At 66.5% G+C, this 18,398-nt stretch carries 16 protein-coding genes and 1 pseudogene; 3 read left to right on the top strand and 14 right to left on the bottom strand.

Features of this window, described 5'->3' with window-relative positions; genetic code table 11:
• Positions 1-61 precede the first annotated feature (61 nt).
• From ACQVDU_RS14120 to dnaK, 5 genes are read right to left on the bottom strand one after another with little or no spacing between them, the layout of a single operon-like run.
• A complete protein-coding gene (locus ACQVDU_RS14120) occupies positions 62-1,090 on the bottom strand; it encodes a DUF998 domain-containing protein (protein WP_443477479.1) in 1,029 nt (342 codons plus the stop codon).
• Positions 1,091-1,123: 33 nt separating this feature from the next.
• Positions 1,124-1,588 (bottom strand): heat shock protein transcriptional repressor HspR, encoded by a 465-nt coding sequence (locus tag ACQVDU_RS14115; protein WP_443477478.1) that lies wholly within the window; start codon positions 1,586-1,588, stop codon positions 1,124-1,126.
• Positions 1,589-1,609: 21 nt separating this feature from the next.
• On the bottom strand, positions 1,610-2,602 hold the full coding sequence (locus tag ACQVDU_RS14110; RefSeq protein ID WP_443477477.1) for a DnaJ C-terminal domain-containing protein: 993 nt from the start codon (positions 2,600-2,602) through the stop codon (positions 1,610-1,612).
• A 15-nt stretch (positions 2,603-2,617) separates the two neighbouring features.
• Positions 2,618-3,262, bottom strand: a complete 645-nt coding sequence (locus ACQVDU_RS14105; protein WP_331792020.1) for a nucleotide exchange factor GrpE — start codon at positions 3,260-3,262, stop codon at positions 2,618-2,620.
• 12 nt (positions 3,263-3,274) lie between these two features.
• Positions 3,275-5,143 (bottom strand): molecular chaperone DnaK, encoded by a 1,869-nt coding sequence (gene dnaK, locus ACQVDU_RS14100; protein WP_331792021.1) that lies wholly within the window; start codon positions 5,141-5,143, stop codon positions 3,275-3,277.
• Between the two features lie 164 nt (positions 5,144-5,307).
• Here dnaK and ACQVDU_RS14095 point away from each other — a divergent pair.
• Positions 5,308-5,760 (top strand): annotated as a pseudogene (locus ACQVDU_RS14095) (GNAT family N-acetyltransferase); the annotation flags it as partial.
• 221 nt (positions 5,761-5,981) lie between these two features.
• Here ACQVDU_RS14095 and ACQVDU_RS14090 read toward each other — a convergent pair.
• Both ACQVDU_RS14090 and ACQVDU_RS14085 read right to left on the bottom strand, forming a co-directional pair.
• Positions 5,982-7,190, bottom strand: coding sequence for a cation:proton antiporter (locus ACQVDU_RS14090; RefSeq protein ID WP_443477476.1), 1,209 nt, complete (start codon positions 7,188-7,190; stop codon positions 5,982-5,984).
• A 3-nt stretch (positions 7,191-7,193) separates the two neighbouring features.
• A complete protein-coding gene (locus ACQVDU_RS14085; RefSeq protein WP_443477475.1) occupies positions 7,194-7,682 on the bottom strand; it encodes a cation:proton antiporter regulatory subunit in 489 nt (162 codons plus the stop codon).
• A gap of 62 nt (positions 7,683-7,744) precedes the next feature.
• On the opposite strand from ACQVDU_RS14085, the gene ACQVDU_RS14080 reads away from it, so the two are divergent.
• The gene (locus tag ACQVDU_RS14080) at positions 7,745-9,199 is read left to right on the top strand and encodes an MFS transporter (protein WP_443477474.1); all 1,455 of its coding nucleotides are present in this window, start codon (positions 7,745-7,747) and stop codon (positions 9,197-9,199) included.
• Positions 9,200-9,428: 229 nt separating this feature from the next.
• On the opposite strand, the gene ACQVDU_RS14075 is transcribed toward ACQVDU_RS14080, so the two are convergent.
• Positions 9,429-10,013, bottom strand: coding sequence for a MarR family winged helix-turn-helix transcriptional regulator (locus tag ACQVDU_RS14075; RefSeq protein ID WP_292707132.1), 585 nt, complete (start codon positions 10,011-10,013; stop codon positions 9,429-9,431).
• 143 nt (positions 10,014-10,156) lie between these two features.
• Between ACQVDU_RS14075 and ACQVDU_RS14070 the strand changes: the two genes are divergently transcribed.
• Positions 10,157-10,876: a hypothetical protein gene (locus tag ACQVDU_RS14070; protein ID WP_443477473.1), complete on the top strand. Its 720-nt coding sequence runs from the start codon at positions 10,157-10,159 to the stop codon at positions 10,874-10,876.
• 112 nt (positions 10,877-10,988) lie between these two features.
• Here the strand turns inward: ACQVDU_RS14070 and ACQVDU_RS14065 are convergent, their stop codons facing one another.
• The 6 genes from ACQVDU_RS14065 to ACQVDU_RS14040 form a co-directional block, all read right to left on the bottom strand.
• Positions 10,989-11,711 (bottom strand): phosphate ABC transporter ATP-binding protein, encoded by a 723-nt coding sequence (locus ACQVDU_RS14065; protein WP_443477484.1) that lies wholly within the window; start codon positions 11,709-11,711, stop codon positions 10,989-10,991.
• 312 nt (positions 11,712-12,023) lie between these two features.
• Positions 12,024-12,836, bottom strand: coding sequence for a sortase (locus ACQVDU_RS14060; protein WP_443477472.1), 813 nt, complete (start codon positions 12,834-12,836; stop codon positions 12,024-12,026).
• A gap of 257 nt (positions 12,837-13,093) precedes the next feature.
• The gene (locus ACQVDU_RS14055; protein WP_443477471.1) at positions 13,094-14,350 is read right to left on the bottom strand and encodes a hypothetical protein; all 1,257 of its coding nucleotides are present in this window, start codon (positions 14,348-14,350) and stop codon (positions 13,094-13,096) included.
• A gap of 53 nt (positions 14,351-14,403) precedes the next feature.
• On the bottom strand, positions 14,404-15,513 hold the full coding sequence (locus ACQVDU_RS14050) for a WxL protein peptidoglycan domain-containing protein (RefSeq protein WP_443477470.1): 1,110 nt from the start codon (positions 15,511-15,513) through the stop codon (positions 14,404-14,406).
• 128 nt (positions 15,514-15,641) lie between these two features.
• Positions 15,642-17,096: a hypothetical protein gene (locus tag ACQVDU_RS14045; protein WP_443477469.1), complete on the bottom strand. Its 1,455-nt coding sequence runs from the start codon at positions 17,094-17,096 to the stop codon at positions 15,642-15,644.
• Positions 17,097-17,125: 29 nt separating this feature from the next.
• On the bottom strand, positions 17,126-18,367 hold the full coding sequence (locus ACQVDU_RS14040) for a hypothetical protein (protein WP_443477468.1): 1,242 nt from the start codon (positions 18,365-18,367) through the stop codon (positions 17,126-17,128).
• Between the last annotated feature and the right edge of the window lie 31 nt (positions 18,368-18,398).

Below are 18,398 nucleotides of genomic sequence, written 5' to 3'. Positions count from 1 at the left end.
AAGCCGCGAGATCAGCTACCCTCGCGGAAGCGGCATAACCCACCCGACACCGTGTCCACGATCAAGGGTCAAGGCCCACCAGTTCGACGGCAGTCAAGGTGTAGTAGCTGACCGCGAAAAACACGGCGAACACTGCGATAGCTGCGATGAACAGCCAGCCGAGCGCGACGAAGGGTCGCGGGATTCCGGGAATCCAGGCGGGGAGTCGGATCACGAGGATGGCGAACACGACGGCCATCCCCGAGGCGAAGCCGGTGTGAATCGCGAAGAACCGATCGACCGGAAAGACCCCGACGAAGGCGAGGAAGATCCCGACCAGGATGAGGCACAGCCGCACCCACCGGATGCCGTTCGCATGCGAGCTCGGGATGCCTCGGGTCGTGTACCTCGCAAGGGTCGTGACGATGAAGCCTGCGACGATGAGCGTCAGGTTGAACGTCATCGCCGACAGGTCGTTCGTCATCCCGAGCGCGGAGAGATTGTCTTTCCACCAGTACGGATCGCTGGCCGTCAGCATCGCCGCCAGCACCCCTTCGACCAGGAAGACCGCGAGAATCAGCGCGAGCAGCGACAGGTCCATGTGCGTGGCCGAGTAGAAGACCAGGTACGCGGTCACGGATGCTGCGGCACCCGAGAGGGCAAGCAGCGGCAGCGCGTACACTTCCGCGCCGATGAACGCATCCTCGAGGATCACCGCGAGCAGCGTCCACGACAGCAGGGCGATGATCCCGTGGGCAAAGGCAAGAGCTGCGGCATCCAGGTAGTCGAGCACCCCGAGGCGGCGAGCGCCGGACTGGCGCTGGTGGAGGACGTACCTGCCCGCGATGAACGCGAGGATGCCCGCAACCGCGGAGGCGATCGCGGAAAACTGGCCCACCGAGCCGGGGCCGGATATCGGCGCGCTCTCGAACCGGAACGCGACCAGCGCGACCAGCGCGACAAGGACGAACGCAACGGCTCCGACGCCAAGACTGAGCGACTCGAGAGTCCGCTCCTGGTCGGGGCCCGAGCCCTCGGCCGCGACGATGCGGTGCGCGCGGCGCGTCTCAGCCTGCGGTGCGGGGACTTCGCTCGGTGGTGTCGCTGTCACGGCATGAGAGTAGCGCAGCGGCCGCTGCGTGAGTCAGCCCTCACCCTCCGGGGTGTCGGATGCCGGGGGCAGCGCGTGACGCGGGCGCCACAACACGATCTCAGTGGCGCGGCGGACGCGGCGGCCGTGGCGAAGGGTGATGACCGATCCGCTCGATCCTGCCGCGAACACCCGCGCGCCGGGCCTACTGGCGAGTTCCGCTTCGACGCGGGCCTCGAGGTCGCGCACGCGCGTGTGGAGCTCGCGCACCCGGTTCTCGAGCTCGAGGATTCGCGCGATCGCCGGCAGGCTCATCCCCTCACTCGACAGCCGGGCGATCTCGCGCAGCTGCTCGACATGGCGAATGGAATACCGCCGCGACCCGCCCTGCGTGCGCCCCGGTACAACCAGGCCGAGCCGGTCGTACTGGCGCAGGGTCTGCGGATGCATGCCGGCGAGCTCGGCCGCTGCCGCGATCGCCAGGATCGGGGCCTCGTCGTCAATCTCGTCTTCGTGCATCCGGATGTCCTCGATGGCGTGTCAGCTTGCTGCGCGGGCGAGCAGTTCGGCGCGCGGGTTCTCTTTCGGCTCGGCCTCGCGGTATTTCTCGAGCGCTTCCCGCGCGGCACCGTCGACGTGTGTCGGCACCGCGATCTGCACCTCGGCGAGGAGGTCTCCGGTGCCCTTCTGCGCCTGCACGCCGCGGCCCTTGACCCGCAGAACGCGCCCCGACGGCGTGCCGGGGGCCACGCGCAGCTTGACGGGGTCGCCGCCGAGGGTGGGGACCTCGATCGTCGCGCCGAAGACCGCCTCGGTGTACGTCACCGGCACGACGACCCGCAGGTTCAGCCCGTCGCGGGTGAACACCGGATGCGGCCGCACCGTCACCTGCACGACGATGTCGCCGCTCTCCCCGCCATCCGGCGAGGGTCGACCGCGGCCGCGGAGCCGGATCTTCTGCCCGTCGGCGACGCCGGCTGGGATCTTCACCTTGAACGGTTGCCCGTCCTCGGACTGCAACGTGATCGTCTCGCCCTTGGTCGCGGTGACGAAGTCGATCGTCGTCCGCGCGGTGACATCGGCACCACGCGTGGGTCCACCGTAGCCGCGGTATCCACCGGATGCCTGCCCGAACCGACCGGAGCCGAACGAGCTGCCACCGCCCTGCCCGAACATCGAGAAGATGTCGTCGAAGTCGGCGCTCTGGTAGCTGTAGCCGCCGCGGCTCTGGCCGAACCGGCTGAAGACGTCCTCGAAGCCGCCGGCGCCCTGACCGCCCGCCGTGAAGCGAGCGCCCGAGCCCATCGCGCGGATCTGGTCGTACTCCTCGCGCTGTTCGGGATCCGAAAGCACCGCGTACGCTTCGCTGATCTCCTTGAAGCGCGCTTCAGCCTTCGCATCACCGGCGTTGGAGTCCGGGTGATACTGGCGGGCGAGCTTGCGGTAGGTCTTCTTCAGGTCCGCAGCTGATACGTCCTTCGAGACGCCAAGGACCTTGTAGAAGTCCTTGTCGAACCAGTCTTGACTGGCCATCGATCGTCCTCCGTGCTACTCAGCCGGCACGGCGACGACGACCTTCGCGGGGCGAAGCTCGATCGACCCGAGCCGATAGCCGACTTCCACGACCTCCAGAATCGTGGTCTCGGTAGCCCCGGGAGTGGGCTGCTGGAAGATCGCCTCGTGCTGTTGCGGGTCGAAGACCTCGCCGGCTTCGCCGTAGGAGCTGACACCGAGCCGCTCGGCGACCGAGCGGATCTTCTCGGCAATGGCCGCGAAGGGAGTGCCCTCCTCGAGGTCGCCATGCTTCTCGGCGCGGTCCAAATCGTCCAGTACTGGAATGAAGCCCTTGGCGACAGCGCCCTTGGCGCGTTCGATCTCGATCTCCCGCTGCTCCTCCGTGCGGCGGCGGTAGTTGGCGTACTCCGCCTGGAGGCGCTTGAGGTCGGTCAACAGTGCCGACTCGAGGTCGGCGAGGACGACATCCTCGGCCGCCGCAGCGTCTGCCGACTGCGCGGCCCCGAGGATGTCGTCGACCGTGAGCTCATCCTGCCCGGCACCGGCGGCGCCGGAGGACGAATCCTCCGACGCAGCCGCGTAGCCATCGTCAGCGCTCGCGCTGTCAGGGGCGCCGTCAGGTCCGACTCCGGAGTCCTTCTCCGAAGGGGTGGGCTCTTCGTCGTCCTTGCGTGCCATGATCTCTTCCGCTTACTTCTTGTCGTCTTCGTCCTCGACGACCTCGGCGTCGATGACGTCCTCGTCGGGGTTGGGGACCTCGCCCGAACCGGGCTCGTTCGCGGCCGGGTCGGGGTTCTCACCCGCGGCCTGGCCTGCCTGGTAGATGGCTTCGCCCAGCTGCGACTGGCTCTGGTTCAGCTTGTCGAACGCAGCCTTCACCGCGTCGTCATCATCGCCCGCGAGCGCGGCCTTGAGGGCGTCGACATCGGCTTGCACCGAGGTCTTGACCTCGTCGGGCAGCTTGTCTTCGTTGTCCTTGATGAGCTTCTCGATCGAGTACGACAGGGTCTCGGCCTGGTTGCGGGTTTCGGCCGACTCGCGGCGCTTCTTGTCTTCGGCGGCGTGCTCCTCGGCCTCGCGCACCATACGCTCGATGTCTTCCTTCGGCAGCGACGAGCCACCGGTGATCGTCATCGACTGCTCCTTGCCGGTGCCCTTGTCCTTCGCCGAGACGTGAACGATGCCGTTCGCGTCGATGTCGAAGGTGACCTCGACCTGCGGGATGCCGCGCGGGGCCGGCGCGATGCCGGTGAGCTCGAACGTACCCAGCGGCTTGTTGTCGCGGGTGAACTCGCGCTCGCCCTGGAAGACCTGGATCGCCACCGACGGCTGGTTGTCGTCGGCGGTCGTGAAGGTCTCGCTGCGCTTGGTGGGGATGGCGGTGTTGCGCTCGATGAGCTTGGTCATGATGCCGCCCTTGGTCTCGATACCGAGGCTCAGCGGGGTGACGTCGATGAGCAGAACGTCCTTGCGCTCGCCCTTGAGGACGCCCGCCTGGAGGGCCGCACCGACGGCGACGACCTCATCGGGGTTCACACCCTTGTTGGGCTCCTTGCCACCGGTCTCTTTCTTGACGAGGTCGCTCACGGCTGGCATACGGGTCGAACCACCCACGAGCACGACGTGGTCGATGTCGCCGACCTTGATGCCGGCTTCGCGGATGACGTCCTCGAACGGCTTCTTGGTGCGGTCCAGCAGGTCCTTGGTGAGGTCCTCGAACTTGGCGCGGGTGATCGTCTCAGACAGCGACACGGGGCCGTTCTCCGTCAGCGACAGGTAGGGCAGGTTCACGCTCGTGGATGCCGAGCTCGAGAGCTCCTTCTTCGCCTGCTCGGCGGCCTCCTTGAGGCGCTGCAGCGCGATCTTGTCGCCCGAGACGTCAACGCCGGTCGTGTCCTTGAACTGCTTGATCAGGTAGTCGACGACCCGCTGATCCCAGTCGTCACCACCGAGGCGGTTGTCGCCCGCGGTCGAACGCACCTGGATGGTCGAGAAGTCGTCATCCTTGCCCACTTCGAGCAGCGACACGTCGAAGGTCCCGCCACCGAGGTCGAACACCAGGATGAGCTCGTCTTCCTTGCCGCGGTCCAGGCCGTAGGCCAGAGCGGCAGCAGTCGGCTCGTTGATGATACGCAGGACGTTCAGACCCGCGATCTCGCCGGCCTCCTTCGTCGCCTGACGCTCGGCGTCGTTGAAGTAGGCGGGGACGGTGATGACGGCATCCGTCACCGTGTCACCGAGGTACTGCTCGGCATCGTGCTTCAGCTTGGCGAGGATGCGTGCCGAGATCTCCTGGGGCGTGTACTTCTTGCCGTCGACATCGAAGGTCCAGGTGGTGCCCATGTGGCGCTTGACCGACGAAACGGTGCGGTCGACGTTGGTGACGGCCTGACGCTTGGCGGTCTCGCCGACGAGCACCTCGCCGTCCTTCGTGAATGCGACCACCGACGGGGTGGTGCGGAAGCCCTCGGCGTTGGCGATGACCTTGGGCTCGCCGCCCTCGAGGACGCTGACGACGGAGTTGGTGGTTCCGAGGTCGATTCCCACTGCACGTGGCATCTGTTTCTCCTTGTTCTGCGTGGAAGCGATGTTCCGGTTGAAAGTCGACTCGCGTCACCCACGAGAGGTTGAGCCGCGATGACTCAAGCTTAGCGAGCAGTCGATGGCATGTCAATCGGAGTTGAGTCTTCTCATATCAAGTTTGCGGCGACGATAATGTCTGCGTGAACCTTCCCTGGCACTTCGCTCCGCTGCGCGGCGAGCGCGTGACACTCGACCTTCTGCGAGCCGACGATGTGGAGGTGCTGAGTACCATCCAGGGCGACCCGGCGATCGTGCGGTACATGCTCTACGAAGCGCGGTCGCGCGAGCAGGTCATTGCCGCGATCGAGCGCGACAGCGCCCACGACTGCCTCGAGAGGGCCGGTGACTACGTGCAGCCGGCGATCCGGGATGCCGATGGCCAGCTGGTCGGAACGCTGTACTTCACCCTCGTCAGCACCGATGACCGCACCGCCGAGATCGGATGGCTGCTGTCGGCATCCGCGCGGGGAAAGGGCTATGCCACCGAGGCTGCCGAGATCTTTCTGCGCGTCGGGTTCGAAGAACTCGGGTTGCACCGGATCTCTGCCGAACTCGATCCGCGCAACGACGCCTCAGCCGCAGTCTGCCAGCGCCTCGGAATGCGCCACGAGGCGCACCTCCGCGAGAACATGTGGCTGAAGGGAGAGTGGGTCGACACCGCCATCTACGCGATCCTCGAACAGGACTATCGACGCGCGCACTCCGAGTTTCGGGATGCGGACGGGCGCTAACTCCTGCAATTCACAGCCGTCCGGGGCGGCGCTCGCCCCTCACCCACCGAGTTGCAGGAGTTGGGACCGCGCCCGGCCGCCCCTCACCCGCCGGCCGCCGCCGCCCGCTGTCGCATCCGTCGCGCCTTCTGCCGCGCCTTGGCCCAGGCGTCGAACCGCGCGGTATCGGGAATACGTGCCAGGAGGGGCCCGACGACGATCGTGATGAGGACGTAGGCCGTGGCGAGCGCGGCAAGCGATCGGTCGGCCCCGGCCGATACCGCAAGCCCCGCGATGACGATCGAGAACTCCCCACGAGGCGTGAGCGCGAAGCCGGCACGCCAGCGACCGGGCTCGGCGATCCCGGCCTTACGCGCCGCAAGGTAGCCGGTCAAGACCTTCGTGCCCATCGTGACGATCGCCAGGATGAGTGCGGGGACGAGGACCGGAGGGAGATCGGAGGGGGTGGTGGAAAGCCCGAAGAACAGGAAGAACACTGCCGCGAACAGGTCGCGCAGCGGAGTGAGAACCTGCGTCGCATGCTCGGCCGCGGGACCCGAGATCGCGATCCCCACGAGGAAGGCGCCGACCGCTGCCGACACGTTCGCCTCTGCGGCAAGCCCCGCAACGATCAGGGTGAGCCCCAGCACCGAGAGCAGCAGAACGTCCGCCCGCTTGGACCAGACGAGCTTGGAGACGAGGGGTCCGTGCCGGAGGGCCACCCAGAGGATCAGAAGCACCGCGGCGAGCGCGATCGTGACGCTGATCGTCCCGGCAGCAAGGTCCATGCCGACCAAGACAGCTGTCAGCACCGGAAGATAGAAGGCCATCGCCAGGTCCTCGATCACCAGGATCGAGAGGATCGTCGGCGTCTCTCGGTTGGGGAGGCGACCCAGATCCTGCAGCACTTTGGCAACGACACCGGATGATGAGACCCACGTGATCCCCGCGAGGACCAGCGCACCGATCGGCCCCCACCCGAGGACGAAGCCGGCGATCGCTCCGGGGATGGCGTTGAGAGCCATGTCTAGGCCGCCAGCCATGCGCGACCTGTTCAGGCTACCCATCAGCTCTTTTGCGTTGTACTCCAGGCCCAGCATCACGAGCAGCAGGATGACGCCGATCTCGGCGCCGACTTCGATGAACTCCTCGCCCTGCGAGATCGGCAGGATCCCGCCCTCGCCGAACGCGAGACCTCCCAGGAGGATCAGTGGAATCGGGGAGATACCAATGCGCCCTGCGAGGCGACCCAGCAGCGCGATGCCGAACAGCAGCGCGCCGATCTCGAGAAAGAGCAGCGCGCCATCATGCATCGATCAAGCGCCGTTCAGAATCCGGACCAGATGCTCCAGGCCCTCGCGGGTGCCGACGACGACCAGGGTGTCACCGGCGCGAAGCACGTCGGAGGGCTCGGGCGCAGGGATGACGCCTGACTCGCGCACGACGGCGACGATCGAGCAGCGCGTGAGCGTGCGTGCTTTGGTATCGCCGAGGGGGCGACCGACGTACGGGGAGTCTGCCCGCACGGGAATCTTCTCCATCTGCAGGCCGGCGAAGGCCTCCTGCAGTCCCGCCAACTGCGTGAGGATCACCGATCCACCCAGAACCTCCGAAAGGGCGGTGGCCTCGTCATCCGTCAACGCGAGGGTGTCACCGCAGCGGTCGGGGTCGTCCTCGTCGGAGATCGCTATCTCTCGACCGCCCTCGCGGAAGTTCACCACCGAGAGACGCCGACCATCGTCGGTGAGGATGTCGTGACGGATGCCGATGCCGGGTAGCTCGGCGCGCTCCACGTGAACGGGCATGCGCCCATCTTCCCACCAAAAGGGCTACCCAATGTTCACTCTGGACCCCTAGCGTATGGCGAGTGAGCGACAGCGAGCCCGAACTCCGCGAGGCCCAGGCCCCGACACCCGACGCAACCGGTGTGCCGACTCCTCCGCCGACCACCGACACCGATGCCCTCGAGAGCCTGGCGGTGCTCTTCCAGGACTCCACCGAGGAGCGGCACGTCCCGCGCAAGCAGGTGATCTCGTGGGCGTTCTGGGACTGGGCGACCCAGCCTTTCAACTCCGTCATCCTCACCTTCGTCTTCGCGGCCCTGTACCTCGTCTCCGACAGCTTCCTGCCCGCTGACGTCGCTTCGCTCCCCGATGATTCCCCTGTAAAGGAGGCGGCGCTGGCCGACCTCACCAGCGGGTACGGCTTGGTCACCACCATCGCGGGGCTGCTGATCCTGTTTCTCGCGCCGGTCCTCGGCCAACAGGCCGATCGCCGGGGCAGCAAGAAGCGCTGGCTCTTCGTGTTCACGATGCTCCTCGCGCTCACGCAGTTCGCGTTGTTCTTCGTCTACGCCCAGCCCGGCTTCTTCTGGTACGGCGCGGCCGTGCTGGCCGTGGGTGCGGTCATCTCCGAGATCGCCGGCGTCAACTACAACGCGCTGCTCGTCCAGGTGTCAACGCCGAAGACGGTCGGCAAGGTCAGCGGCCTCGGCTGGGGCATGGGCTACATCGGCGGAATCGTCGCCCTCGTGATCGTCGTCGCTCTCACGTTCGCGGACTGGTTCGGGATGGACACCTCCGACGGCCTCGCGTATCGCCTGATCGCGGTCGGATGCGGTGTGTGGACGATCCTTTTCTCCATCCCGCTCTTTCGGAACGTCCCCGAGCCCCCGCCCTCGGCGCCCGGCCAAAGCGTGGGCTTCTTCCGCAGCTATGTGGTGCTCGTGCACGACATCGCGCGCCTGTTCCGGGAGCACCGTCCGACCTTCTGGTTCCTCATCGCCAGCGCCGTGTACCGCGACGGGCTCGCCGGGGTCTTCGCCTTCGGCGGGGTGCTCGCCGCCGTCGCCTTCGGGTTCGGGCCGACTGACGTCATCCTGTTCGCGATCGCCGCCAACGTGGTGGCCGGCCTGTCGACGGTCATCGCGGGTCGCTTCGACGACCGATTCGGAGCGAAGGCCGTCATCGTTTTCGCCCTGACGACACTCGTGCTCGTCGCTTTCGTCGTCTTCGCCTTCCACGACCTCGGCGCCGTCATCTTCTGGATCGGCGGGCTCATCCTCTCCGCGATGGTTGGTCCGGCCCAGGCCGCGTCTCGGTCGCTGCTCGCCCGGGTCACCCCGACGGGGATGCAGGGTGAGATCTTCGGTCTCTACGCCACCACCGGCCGCGTAGCGAGCTTCCTGTCCCCGGCGATGTGGACGGTCTTTATCGCCGCCTTCGGTTCGACCATCTTCGGCGTCCTCGGCATCGGACTGGTGCTGCTGCTCGGCCTCATCCTGCTGCTGTTCGTGCGGTTGCCGAAGCGCTCGGCGGCCTGAGCGCGGCTCCGGCATCCTCGAGGTAGGCAAAATCCGCAAGGTAGGAGGGTGGCGGCAGCATCCGTCCTACCTCGGTGATTTCTCCTACCTCCGTGCTGACGGCACAGGCGTCGCCCGGGCGTGGCACCTGAATCGCGGAGGTCGGCAATCTCTCGGAGGTAGGACGACGTGCCCAGCATCCGTCCTACGTCGGTGATGTCTCCGACCTGCGCGATTCGGCGGGGGCGGGTCAGCTTGGCCAGGAGTCGGCGAGCTTGGTCAGCAGGCGGGCGAGGTCGGCGCGTTCGGCATCCGTGAAGGATGTCAGCGCCGTCGTGATCGCATCCCGGCGCTGATCGCGAAAGCCGCGAACGAAGGCCTCGCCCTTGTCGGTGAGGACGATCCGGGTTCGGCGGGCATCGTCGGGGTCGGCTTCGCGACGCACGAGTCCGAACTCGACCCCCTGCTGGACGAGGCGTGATGCGCGAGGCTGATCGACGCCGATGGCTTCGCCGAGCTCGCTCACGGTCAGCGGGTGGTCGCTGGATGCCAGCACCTCGAGCACCCGCATCCGTGCCGGGCCCGAGATGCGGGCATCTCCCCGCTGTTCCCTCGGACCCATCGGTCCCGCCCACGGACCCCAGCCGCCGCCCGGCGCGAAGCCCGGTCCTCCTCGGTGATGCCCGCGCCTGCGGTGGTCACGTTCTTCGTCGGAACCGTGGTCGTGGGACTCGGAGGGCTCGTGGGGCATCCACGGCCGGGGGCCGCGCCGACCTCGCAGGCGAACGAGTGCTGCCGCGATCTGATCGATGGGGTCGGACGGCGAGCTCGGCATCCTTCCAATTTACATGCGAGTTGACATGGACTCGGATTACATGTCACCATACAACTATATGCATAGTCACATGCATTTCCGAGGAGGCTGCGACAACGCCCACCGGAACTGACGCGGGCTCCGCCCGCCAGAGAGGATTCACCATGAACACCCACGAAGAACACCACGAAGACGCTCCCGGCGGAAGCGACCGCCCACTCGGGTACTGGCTGCGCCTGGTCGACGCCCTGGTCAGCCGAGAGTTCGACATCCGCTTGGCCGAGTCCGGCGCGGACCGCCGTGACTGGATGCTGCTGAACGTCATCGACGGCACCTACGCCTGGGCCCGAGCACCGCGAGGTAAGCGGACGCGCCGGATCGAGGAGCGCGGCTGGATCGAGCAGAACGGATCCGGCGACTGGACTCTCACCGACGCCGGTCGGGAGATGAAGGAACGCCTCGCCGAGGCCGTGTCCGGCATCCGTGAGCGCGTGTCAAGCGCGGTCTCACCCGAAGACTACGCCACGACCATCGCGTCACTGCAGGCGATGGCCCGCGAACTCGGCGGAGCAGAGGAACACGACTCGTACCCGGGCCACGGGTTCGGCCGATTCGGCCGCGGCCGGCACGGCCACCCGTTCGGACACGGATTCCGCCCCGGATTCGGGCGCGGCTTCACCCCCGGCTTCCGTCCGGGGTTCGGACCGGCGTTCGAGGCCGACGACGATGCGCGCCACTGCGACAGCGGTCGTGACCACGGCGCGCACCGAAACGGTCACCGTCGGGGCAAGCACCACCACGGCGAGCACCGCCACGGCGAGCGCGCGTACGAGCGGGGCTTCGACGCCGGCTTCGCGCGCGGTCGCGAGTCCGCCGCGAGCTAGCGCGACCTGGCCTCACACACCCACTTCGGTCGCGTCGTCTTGCGGGTACGGCTCACGTCAACCCGCAAGACGGCGCGACCGAACCGTTGCTGGTGTCAGGGCGCAAGTCGCGTCATCCGAATCGGCCGTTGACGTAGTCGTAGGTGCGGGGATCGATCGGATCGGCGAACATGGCTTCGGTGTCGCCGTGCTCAACGATGACACCCGGGGTCCCCTGGGATGCTAGGAAGAATGCGCACTGCTGCGAGACCCGCTGGGCCTGCTGCATGTTGTGGGTCACGATGACGATCGTGACTTCTTCCTTGAGCTCGACCATGGTCTCTTCGATCACGCGGGTCGAGGTAGGGTCCAGAGCCGAGCACGGCTCATCCATCAGCAGGACGCGGGGCTTGACCGCAAGCGAACGGGCAATGCACAGTCGCTGCTGCTGACCGCCCGACAGACCGCCGCCGGGCGCACGAAGACGGTCCTTGACCTCTTTCCACAGCCCGGCCTTGATGAGAGACGTCTCGACGAGCTCGTCCTTCTCGTCGCGACCCGCTTTCAGACCGGTGAGCTTGAGGCCGGCGATGACGTTGTCGTAGATCGACATCGCGGGGAACGGGTTGGGCTTCTGGAAGACCATCCCGATCGACTTGCGCGCGTCGACGAGCTTCTTGCTCGGGTCGTAGATGTCGTCTCCGTCCAGCAGAACCTCACCCGCGAGGGATGCCGAGGGCACGAGCTCGTGCATGCGGTTGAGGATCCGCAGGAATGTCGATTTTCCGCATCCGGACGGTCCGATCAGAGCCGTGACCTGACCGGCCGGCATCGTGAGGGAGATCCGGTCGAGCACCTTGCGCTCACCGAACCAGGCCGAGACGTTCCGCCCCTCGAGTTGCGCGAGCGGAGTGCTCGCGTCGACCCAAGCGAAACGTCCACGACGCTTGCGGGCATCCTTGCGGCCGTCTGCTTTCGCAGCCTGCACAGCGGATGCCGCCATCGGCGCGGGCTCCACGGGTGCCGGTGCGATAGTCGAGGTCGGGGCTGGCGGAGTCGTCGGGTCGCCCGCGACCGCTGTCGCAGCGGGCAGGTGTGCACGTGCACCCTGCGGGGCGATCACCTCGGTGACGCTGTCGGCGTCGGGTTCGGCATCCATCGGTTCTCCTTACATGAGGTTCGGCAGTAGTCGCACCACTTCGCCTGCAACCCACAGGCAGGCAACGAGCGTCAACGGCACGAAAACGATCCAGGTGCGTGCGGGGCCGATCCTGCGAAACGACCAGACCGCCGCGATCTCGACGACGATGAGGAACTGCAGTGCGAACACCAGGGCCCACACCATTGACGTGTCCCCCGCCATCTCTTTGTCCGCCGCCGGGAGCGTTGCGAACCGGGTCTGCCGGACGCCCGACGGTTGCGGTTCGCTCACCAGTCGCGCATCGACGCGGACGAGACCGGTCGGCGCGAACGGAAGTCCGCGAGCGGTGATCAGCACGAGACGGCTTTCGCCGGCCTTGACCGACGGCGGCATCGGGTCGCCGGCGTAGCGCAGCCCGATCACCTCGTAGGTGTTCTCGCCTTGACCGGTGATCACCGTGAACTCGGTTCCGGGTGTCAGCTCCTGGATGCGGCCAAACGGAGCGCCGTATCCAGCCGCACGCCCCATGACGATGCTCAGTCCTACCTGGCCGGGAAGGACGGTGTCACGCCGGTGCCCCGGGCCGGACTGGGTCGTTTCGGAATCCGTCCCCTCGACGATCACTTCCCGCACCCCGATGCTGGGCATGTCGATGATCGCGACCGGCACGCCATCCGGCAGCAAGATGTCGTCAACGTCCCCTTCTGAGACTGGCGCGACAGCCTCAGCGAGTTGCTTGCGAAACGCATCGTCCAACTGCTGCTGTGCCGCGAAGTGGCGGAACTGCCCCAGCACGGTGATGCTCAGCACCAGTACGAGCAGAAGGGCTGCGAGCACCATCAAGGCGATCCTCAGGTACTGCTGCCCGGGCGTCAGCTCGACGGGCGGCCGCGGTGATGCGGGCGGCCTTCGCGGCGGCTTCGGTGGCGCGGAGCGTCGCGGCGGAACCGGCGCGGGGGGAGCAGGCGCGTCGGTTGCACGGTCGGTGGGGGGAAGCGGCACACGAGGGGATAGGAAGGGTATGCGCTGCCACCACTTCTGCGGCGGTTTCTGGCTCGGCAGCTGAGGCGTCGAGGACGGGGCTGGCTCGGTCGTCGTCATCGGGACGCTGCTCCACTTCCCACGAGTTCGCCGCGCCGCTCAGCGGGAGCGGGCGGCTCGTCATCCTCGTCGTCACTGCGGCGCCGGGCAGCGAACATCGCCTGCAACCGGCCGGTCACCAGCATCCACACGAGGATGCCGAGCGTCGCGAGGATCAGGAGCGCGAGCACGGGCAACGCGGCTGGAGGGGGCACAAGAACGTCAGCCTGCCGGCTCACGGCCGACAGAGCGGTGTTGTCGACGACCTCCGGGGGCGTGAATGTGGCATAGCCGCGGTAGAAGGTCCAGTTGCCGACGGGCTGAAAGGTGGCGGCGATGCGGCGGGATTCCCCGGGCTGAATGTGCGGCACACCGATGCCTTCCACCTGCGCGACCGCGCCACCGAGCAGCGAGTCCAGGCGGAACGCGATGGTCCCGTCGAACGCCTCCGGAGAGGTGTTGCGAACGATCATCGACAGGGAGACCGTGCCGCCCTGAAGATTGAAGGTCGGCACCGCGGTTGCCCGCAGTGCGCTGACGGCGAAGACGCCGAGATCCAGCGCGCCGGTGCCGAGATCCTCGCCGGTGGGCTCCTGTGTGACTGTGACGGGGGTCTGCGAGCCGGCCGAGGCGCCGGGGTAGGAAACCGTGCCCCCGGGCCCACTTATGGCGGGGGTCGTAGTGACTGGCGCGGCCTTCACGCGCACGCCCATCGTGATCACCGCTGGCGATCCAGCGCTGGTGTACCCGAGCAACTGAACATGGTGATCACCGACCGCGATCGCCGGCGGCACCGGGAACGATCCACTGAACGCTCCGGAGCCGTCGGTCGTGAGCGTTCCGAGCAGCGTCGGATCCGTGTAGTGCGCGACGGATGCCGGGCTGAAGGCCGCGAAGCCGGAACCGGACACGAGGTAGGAGCCATCGGTCTGGACCAGAACCGCGCCGTCGGAGTCGAGCGCGACCTCGCCTCCCGACGCGGTGCGTGCCTTCAGCTCGATCGTCAGCCCCCCGACCGTGACGACAATCCCGGTGCCGTCCGCGTTGGGGCGACGGACGACACTCTGGCGCACGCCGCCGATGAGTGCAGCGGCGCCGGTCACGGATGTCGGCACCTCACTGGGCACGGGTGGCACCGGAGTGCGGGTCGGAGTCGGGCTCGGATCCGTGATCGTGACGGTGACGTTTCCGTCGATCTCCGGGTCGTCATCGGCCGCAGCGGCGACGACGCCCGTAGCGACGAGAGCGAGCGCTACCGCGGCGCCCCCTGTCACAGCAAGGAGGCGCCGCAGGCCCGCACCACGTGTGCGGCCAGGTCGGCGCGCTGTCACTCGGAGGTCCGATCCCGTCCTGCGGTCGCGGCTGCCAGCCGCTCCTCGGCAGCCTGACGCTGCGCCTCGCGCTCGGTGAATCGCATCCATTCGGCAGCGCGTTCGGCATCCTTGCGACGGCGCCACCACACGAGGCCGGCGATCCCGGCGCCGATGGCGAGCACGATCACAAGCGGCCATGGCACTGCCCAGACGATGGCGTCGCGATTGGTCGCGGTGATGCTGACGAGATCCGTCTCGGGTGTCGGGTCCTTCACGAACGGATTGAGGGTGATCCAGGGGTTCAGGTAGAGCAGGGCCGCGACGCCCGGGATCTCGACCTCGACGTTGCGTCCATTGCCGGGGAGGACCTCACCAATCCCACCGCCCTGTACCTCGCCGACCGGGATGCCGAACCACGTCTTCGCGCCGACCTTACTGTTGGTGGCGAGGGCGACGTTCCCCGTGTTCTCGACGGTGTAGAACATGTGGATCGATCCGGATAAGGGGTTCCACCAGTCGCCGACGTACTCGGCGTTGAGCGCGCTGATAGACAATTGCGACACCACCTCACCGGCGACACGCACATACAACGGAGCTGCCACGCGGTTCTCGACGTCCAGCACGACACCGGGCGCCGTCACGGACACGAGGACGCCACCGACGTGATCGCCGGGGGTCGCATCAGCAGGGACCTCAACGGTGAAGGGCACCAGTCGCGATTCGCCAGCGCTGAGCGGGAATGTCAGCGACGTCGCACCGCCCTCGAACGTGACCCAGTTGTCGACGACATCCCCCGCATCGGCGGTGGCAGTGAGGTCGAAGTCACCCTTGTCGTTGTTGAAGGCATCCGAGGCCACCACGGTGTAGTCCGCTGCAACGGAGCCCGTGTTCCTCACGAGGAACTGATCGGTCACCGTCTCGCCCGGGGACACCGAGAAGGTATAGCGTGCGCGTCCGTCGACCACGCCGTCCGTGCCCGCAGGCAGCCCTGACACACCGATCTGGTCATCTGTCGCCGCGGCCGGCAGCGAGATCGAGCCGACCACGGATGCCGCGATGAGCGCGACGGCGGCGGCACGAAGCGAGAGCGAGACCACCCTGCGGGTCGTCGTGGCAAGGGTCATGATGCGGAGTATCTCTCTGGTGTCGTGTCATCAGGTGAACCGGGGGTCACACCCGGTAAAGGACAGATGAATAGACTGGGTGAGGGCCTAAGCCCCCACCCAGTCGGGTATCACCTGAGCGGCGGCTCTCAGCTCGCGGGAACGAGCGTGAGTGTCACCGACGAGGTGTACGATCCGGCGGTGGCCGAGACCGGAGCGAGGAACGACAGGTTCAGGTCGTAGTTCGCCCCCGAGGCCGCCGTACCGTTACCGGTGGTCGCCGCGAGAGCAGAACCGAACGCACCCGCGCCAGCCGTCTTGCCCGTGGTCGGAGCCGAGCCCGCGGAGTTCCCGCCGACGACGGTGGCCACGTAGCCGAGCTGGTCCTTCGAGATGGTCGCACCGCTCGGGCCAGTGAAGTCGTTCGCCGACACGTTGACCGACCAACCCGTGAGGGTGTTGCGGTCGTCGATGACGGTGAACCCACCGAGCGCGGCAGTCGCCGTCGTGTCACGCAGGACGTCTCCAAAGTCGACGCCTGTTGACGGTCCGGTCAGTTCAAACCTTCCGGTCGCCTGAATGTTGACCTCCAGCGGTGTTGTAAATGCCGTCTGTGATGTGAGTTGGAACTTCACGGCATCTTCCATTGCCTCGATATCTCCCGGCTGAACAAACGCCACCCAGAGGTCCGTGTTGTACGGGAGCCCTGATACACCGGTCAGGTCCACGGTCACGTCTCCGGACGCCGCCACGACCGCTTGCGTTGGCACCTGGACTGGGATGTCGTTGCCCTCGTTGTAGATCAACGCGGTGTAGGTCCCTGGCAACACATTCGTAAAGTTCGTTGTTCCGGGCGAGTGTGATGCGGCGCTTGCGGCCGCCTTTGCTGAGACTGCCGAGAACAGCGGCGCCTGCGGCGGGGCATCGATGATGATCTGGTCCGCAGCGAAGGTGTAGGTGTCGGTGTCCGCGTTGATCGTGATCTGGCGAGCCCAGGTCACGACCGGGACAACACCCGAGGCCTTCGTGAGGGAGACACCGACGTAGGCGGTCTTCGTACCGGTGCCGGAGAACAGGGCCGCGACGCCACCGTTGTTGCTGCCCGACACACCGAGGTTGCCCATACCAATGTTGACTGCTGCGGTGTTGGCCGCCGCGTCACCCACGTAGGTGTATGCAGCCCATCCGTTCGTGCCGGATCCAATGCCCTCCGGCGTAGCCACGAATGCGTACAGGGCATTCTGTCCTGTTGCACCGAGATCAGTTGCGGAAGGCGTCAATGCCGCGAACTTGGTGGAGCTCGAGCCTGAAACCTGCGCGGACGTGGACAGACCGTAGACCTTGTCCGCAGCTGCCAGCGACGACCCTGACCACACATAGAACGAGCCATCGGCGACAGGGGTACCCGAAACCACACCGGTGCTCGGGTCAACCGTCATTCCGGCGGGTGCCTGAGCACCGACGGGGAAGACTGCCGAGTACCCGTGAACCGTGCTGATCGCGTCGCCCGGGTTGTGTGTCGCTGCGTTCGCGGCAGCTGAGCCACCCGCGACGAGGGCCGCCGTAACCAGGGTCGCGACCCCGACCTTCGTGATGTTCTTCATCTAGATCAGTTCTCCTTATCTAGCGGTGCTCAGAAGGCGCCGAGGTTGCCGGACTTGAGGGGAGCGTAGATTGCCTCATCGATCGCGTCCTTGACCGTCTGCGGGAAGAAGCCATAGGCGAGCTTCACTCCACCGACCGTGTCGGGGTCCGTGGACTGGTTCAGCAGGGAGCTTCCCGGAATGTCCTCAGTCGTGTAGCCAGCGGCCTTCGAGACGCCCAACAGCGCGGCAAGCGAGTTGTCGAAGGTCGACGACCCCGGGTAGGTACGAGATGCCTGGGTGATCAGGAAGGTGTCACGCCCGAAAACGGTGTCAGCGTAGTAGCTAGCGTTCGGAACGAGCTTGCCCGCCACGGTGTCGACAGGCACTTTGCCTGCGATTGCGGAGCCAAGCGTGAATCCGGCTCCACGACGATCGGCGCCTACCCCGTTTACCTGAGCGACCCACTGCGCAACCGAGTGCACGACAACCGCGTTAGCGGGCATCGGGTTTCCGTTGTAGAGCGATGAAGTCTGGTGCTCCTGGCCGATCTTGATGCAGGTCGTCGGCTCGCCACCCTTGGGAAGGTTGGCGTCGGTGATCTTGCCGTCCACCGAAAGTCCAATCTGCTTGGCGAAGAACTCGCGGGTGCCAGAGCCCTCCTGCGGAAGGACAGGCGTGTACTCGACACCGTTGACCTGCGGGAGCTTGTTCGGGCCGAGGTTCGTGCACGTGAACAACGAGGTCAGTTGCTGCTGGGTAAGCTGCGTGAGACCCGATGCGTTCGTCGCGAAGGAGATTGCGTCCCGAGCGAAGGGGTAGGCCGCGAGCGTCGTGGCGAGGTTGCCGACAGTCGGGTCGATGCTCCCCGACGGCGCCGACGACGAGCGTGCGATATCAACCTGGTCCACGATGGACAGGCTTCGGGAGGAGCTGATCGATCCACCGTCGATCGAGCGGCTGAGCGCGATCTGACCGTTTCCCGACCCGTTGGGACGAAGGAAAGAGTGTCCGAATGCCTTCGTCTGGATGAACGACTTCTCGCTGTGGGCGAGGTAGACGGGGTCGATCGCGTTGAAGTTGCACGCAACCTTGCCGTTCCCGCTCGCGCGGACGTTATATCCCGTGACATTGGTACCGTTCGCGATACCGGTCAGGACGTCCTGAATGGTGTCCGAACCGACGACGGCGAATCCGTCACAGACCGGTTCGGCGTGCGCAGCCGGAGCTGCAATGACAAGCGACGCAAGAACCCCGAGGGCCGCTGCGGCACCGATGAACTGCTTCTTCACGGTGTTCCTTTTCTTTGTTGGGGATGATGTA

This window comes from Microbacterium sp. F2, assembly GCF_052274505.1.
Classification (GTDB): Bacteria; Actinomycetota; Actinomycetes; order Actinomycetales; family Microbacteriaceae; genus Microbacterium.
Note: the sequence above shows the minus strand (reverse complement) of the source record. Positions and strands in the feature narration are given on the sequence as shown.

Coding starts and splice junctions, on each gene's coding strand:
- ACQVDU_RS14115 (WP_443477478.1), bottom strand. CDS start 1,588: ATGCACGAAGACGAGATTGACGACGAGGCCCCGATCCTGGCGATCGCG.
- ACQVDU_RS14110 (WP_443477477.1), bottom strand. CDS start 2,602: ATGGCCAGTCAAGACTGGTTCGACAAGGACTTCTACAAGGTCCTTGGC.
- ACQVDU_RS14105 (WP_331792020.1), bottom strand. CDS start 3,262: ATGGCACGCAAGGACGACGAAGAGCCCACCCCTTCGGAGAAGGACTCC.
- dnaK (WP_331792021.1), bottom strand. CDS start 5,143: ATGCCACGTGCAGTGGGAATCGACCTCGGAACCACCAACTCCGTCGTC.
- ACQVDU_RS14090 (WP_443477476.1), bottom strand. CDS start 7,190: ATGCATGATGGCGCGCTGCTCTTTCTCGAGATCGGCGCGCTGCTGTTC.
- ACQVDU_RS14085 (WP_443477475.1), bottom strand. CDS start 7,682: ATGCCCGTTCACGTGGAGCGCGCCGAGCTACCCGGCATCGGCATCCGT.
- ACQVDU_RS14075 (WP_292707132.1), bottom strand. CDS start 10,013: ATGCCGAGCTCGCCGTCCGACCCCATCGATCAGATCGCGGCAGCACTC.
- ACQVDU_RS14070 (WP_443477473.1), top strand. CDS start 10,157: ATGAACACCCACGAAGAACACCACGAAGACGCTCCCGGCGGAAGCGAC.
- ACQVDU_RS14060 (WP_443477472.1), bottom strand. CDS start 12,836: ATGGTGCTCGCAGCCCTTCTGCTCGTACTGGTGCTGAGCATCACCGTG.
- ACQVDU_RS14050 (WP_443477470.1), bottom strand. CDS start 15,513: ATGACCCTTGCCACGACGACCCGCAGGGTGGTCTCGCTCTCGCTTCGT.
- ACQVDU_RS14045 (WP_443477469.1), bottom strand. CDS start 17,096: ATGAAGAACATCACGAAGGTCGGGGTCGCGACCCTGGTTACGGCGGCC.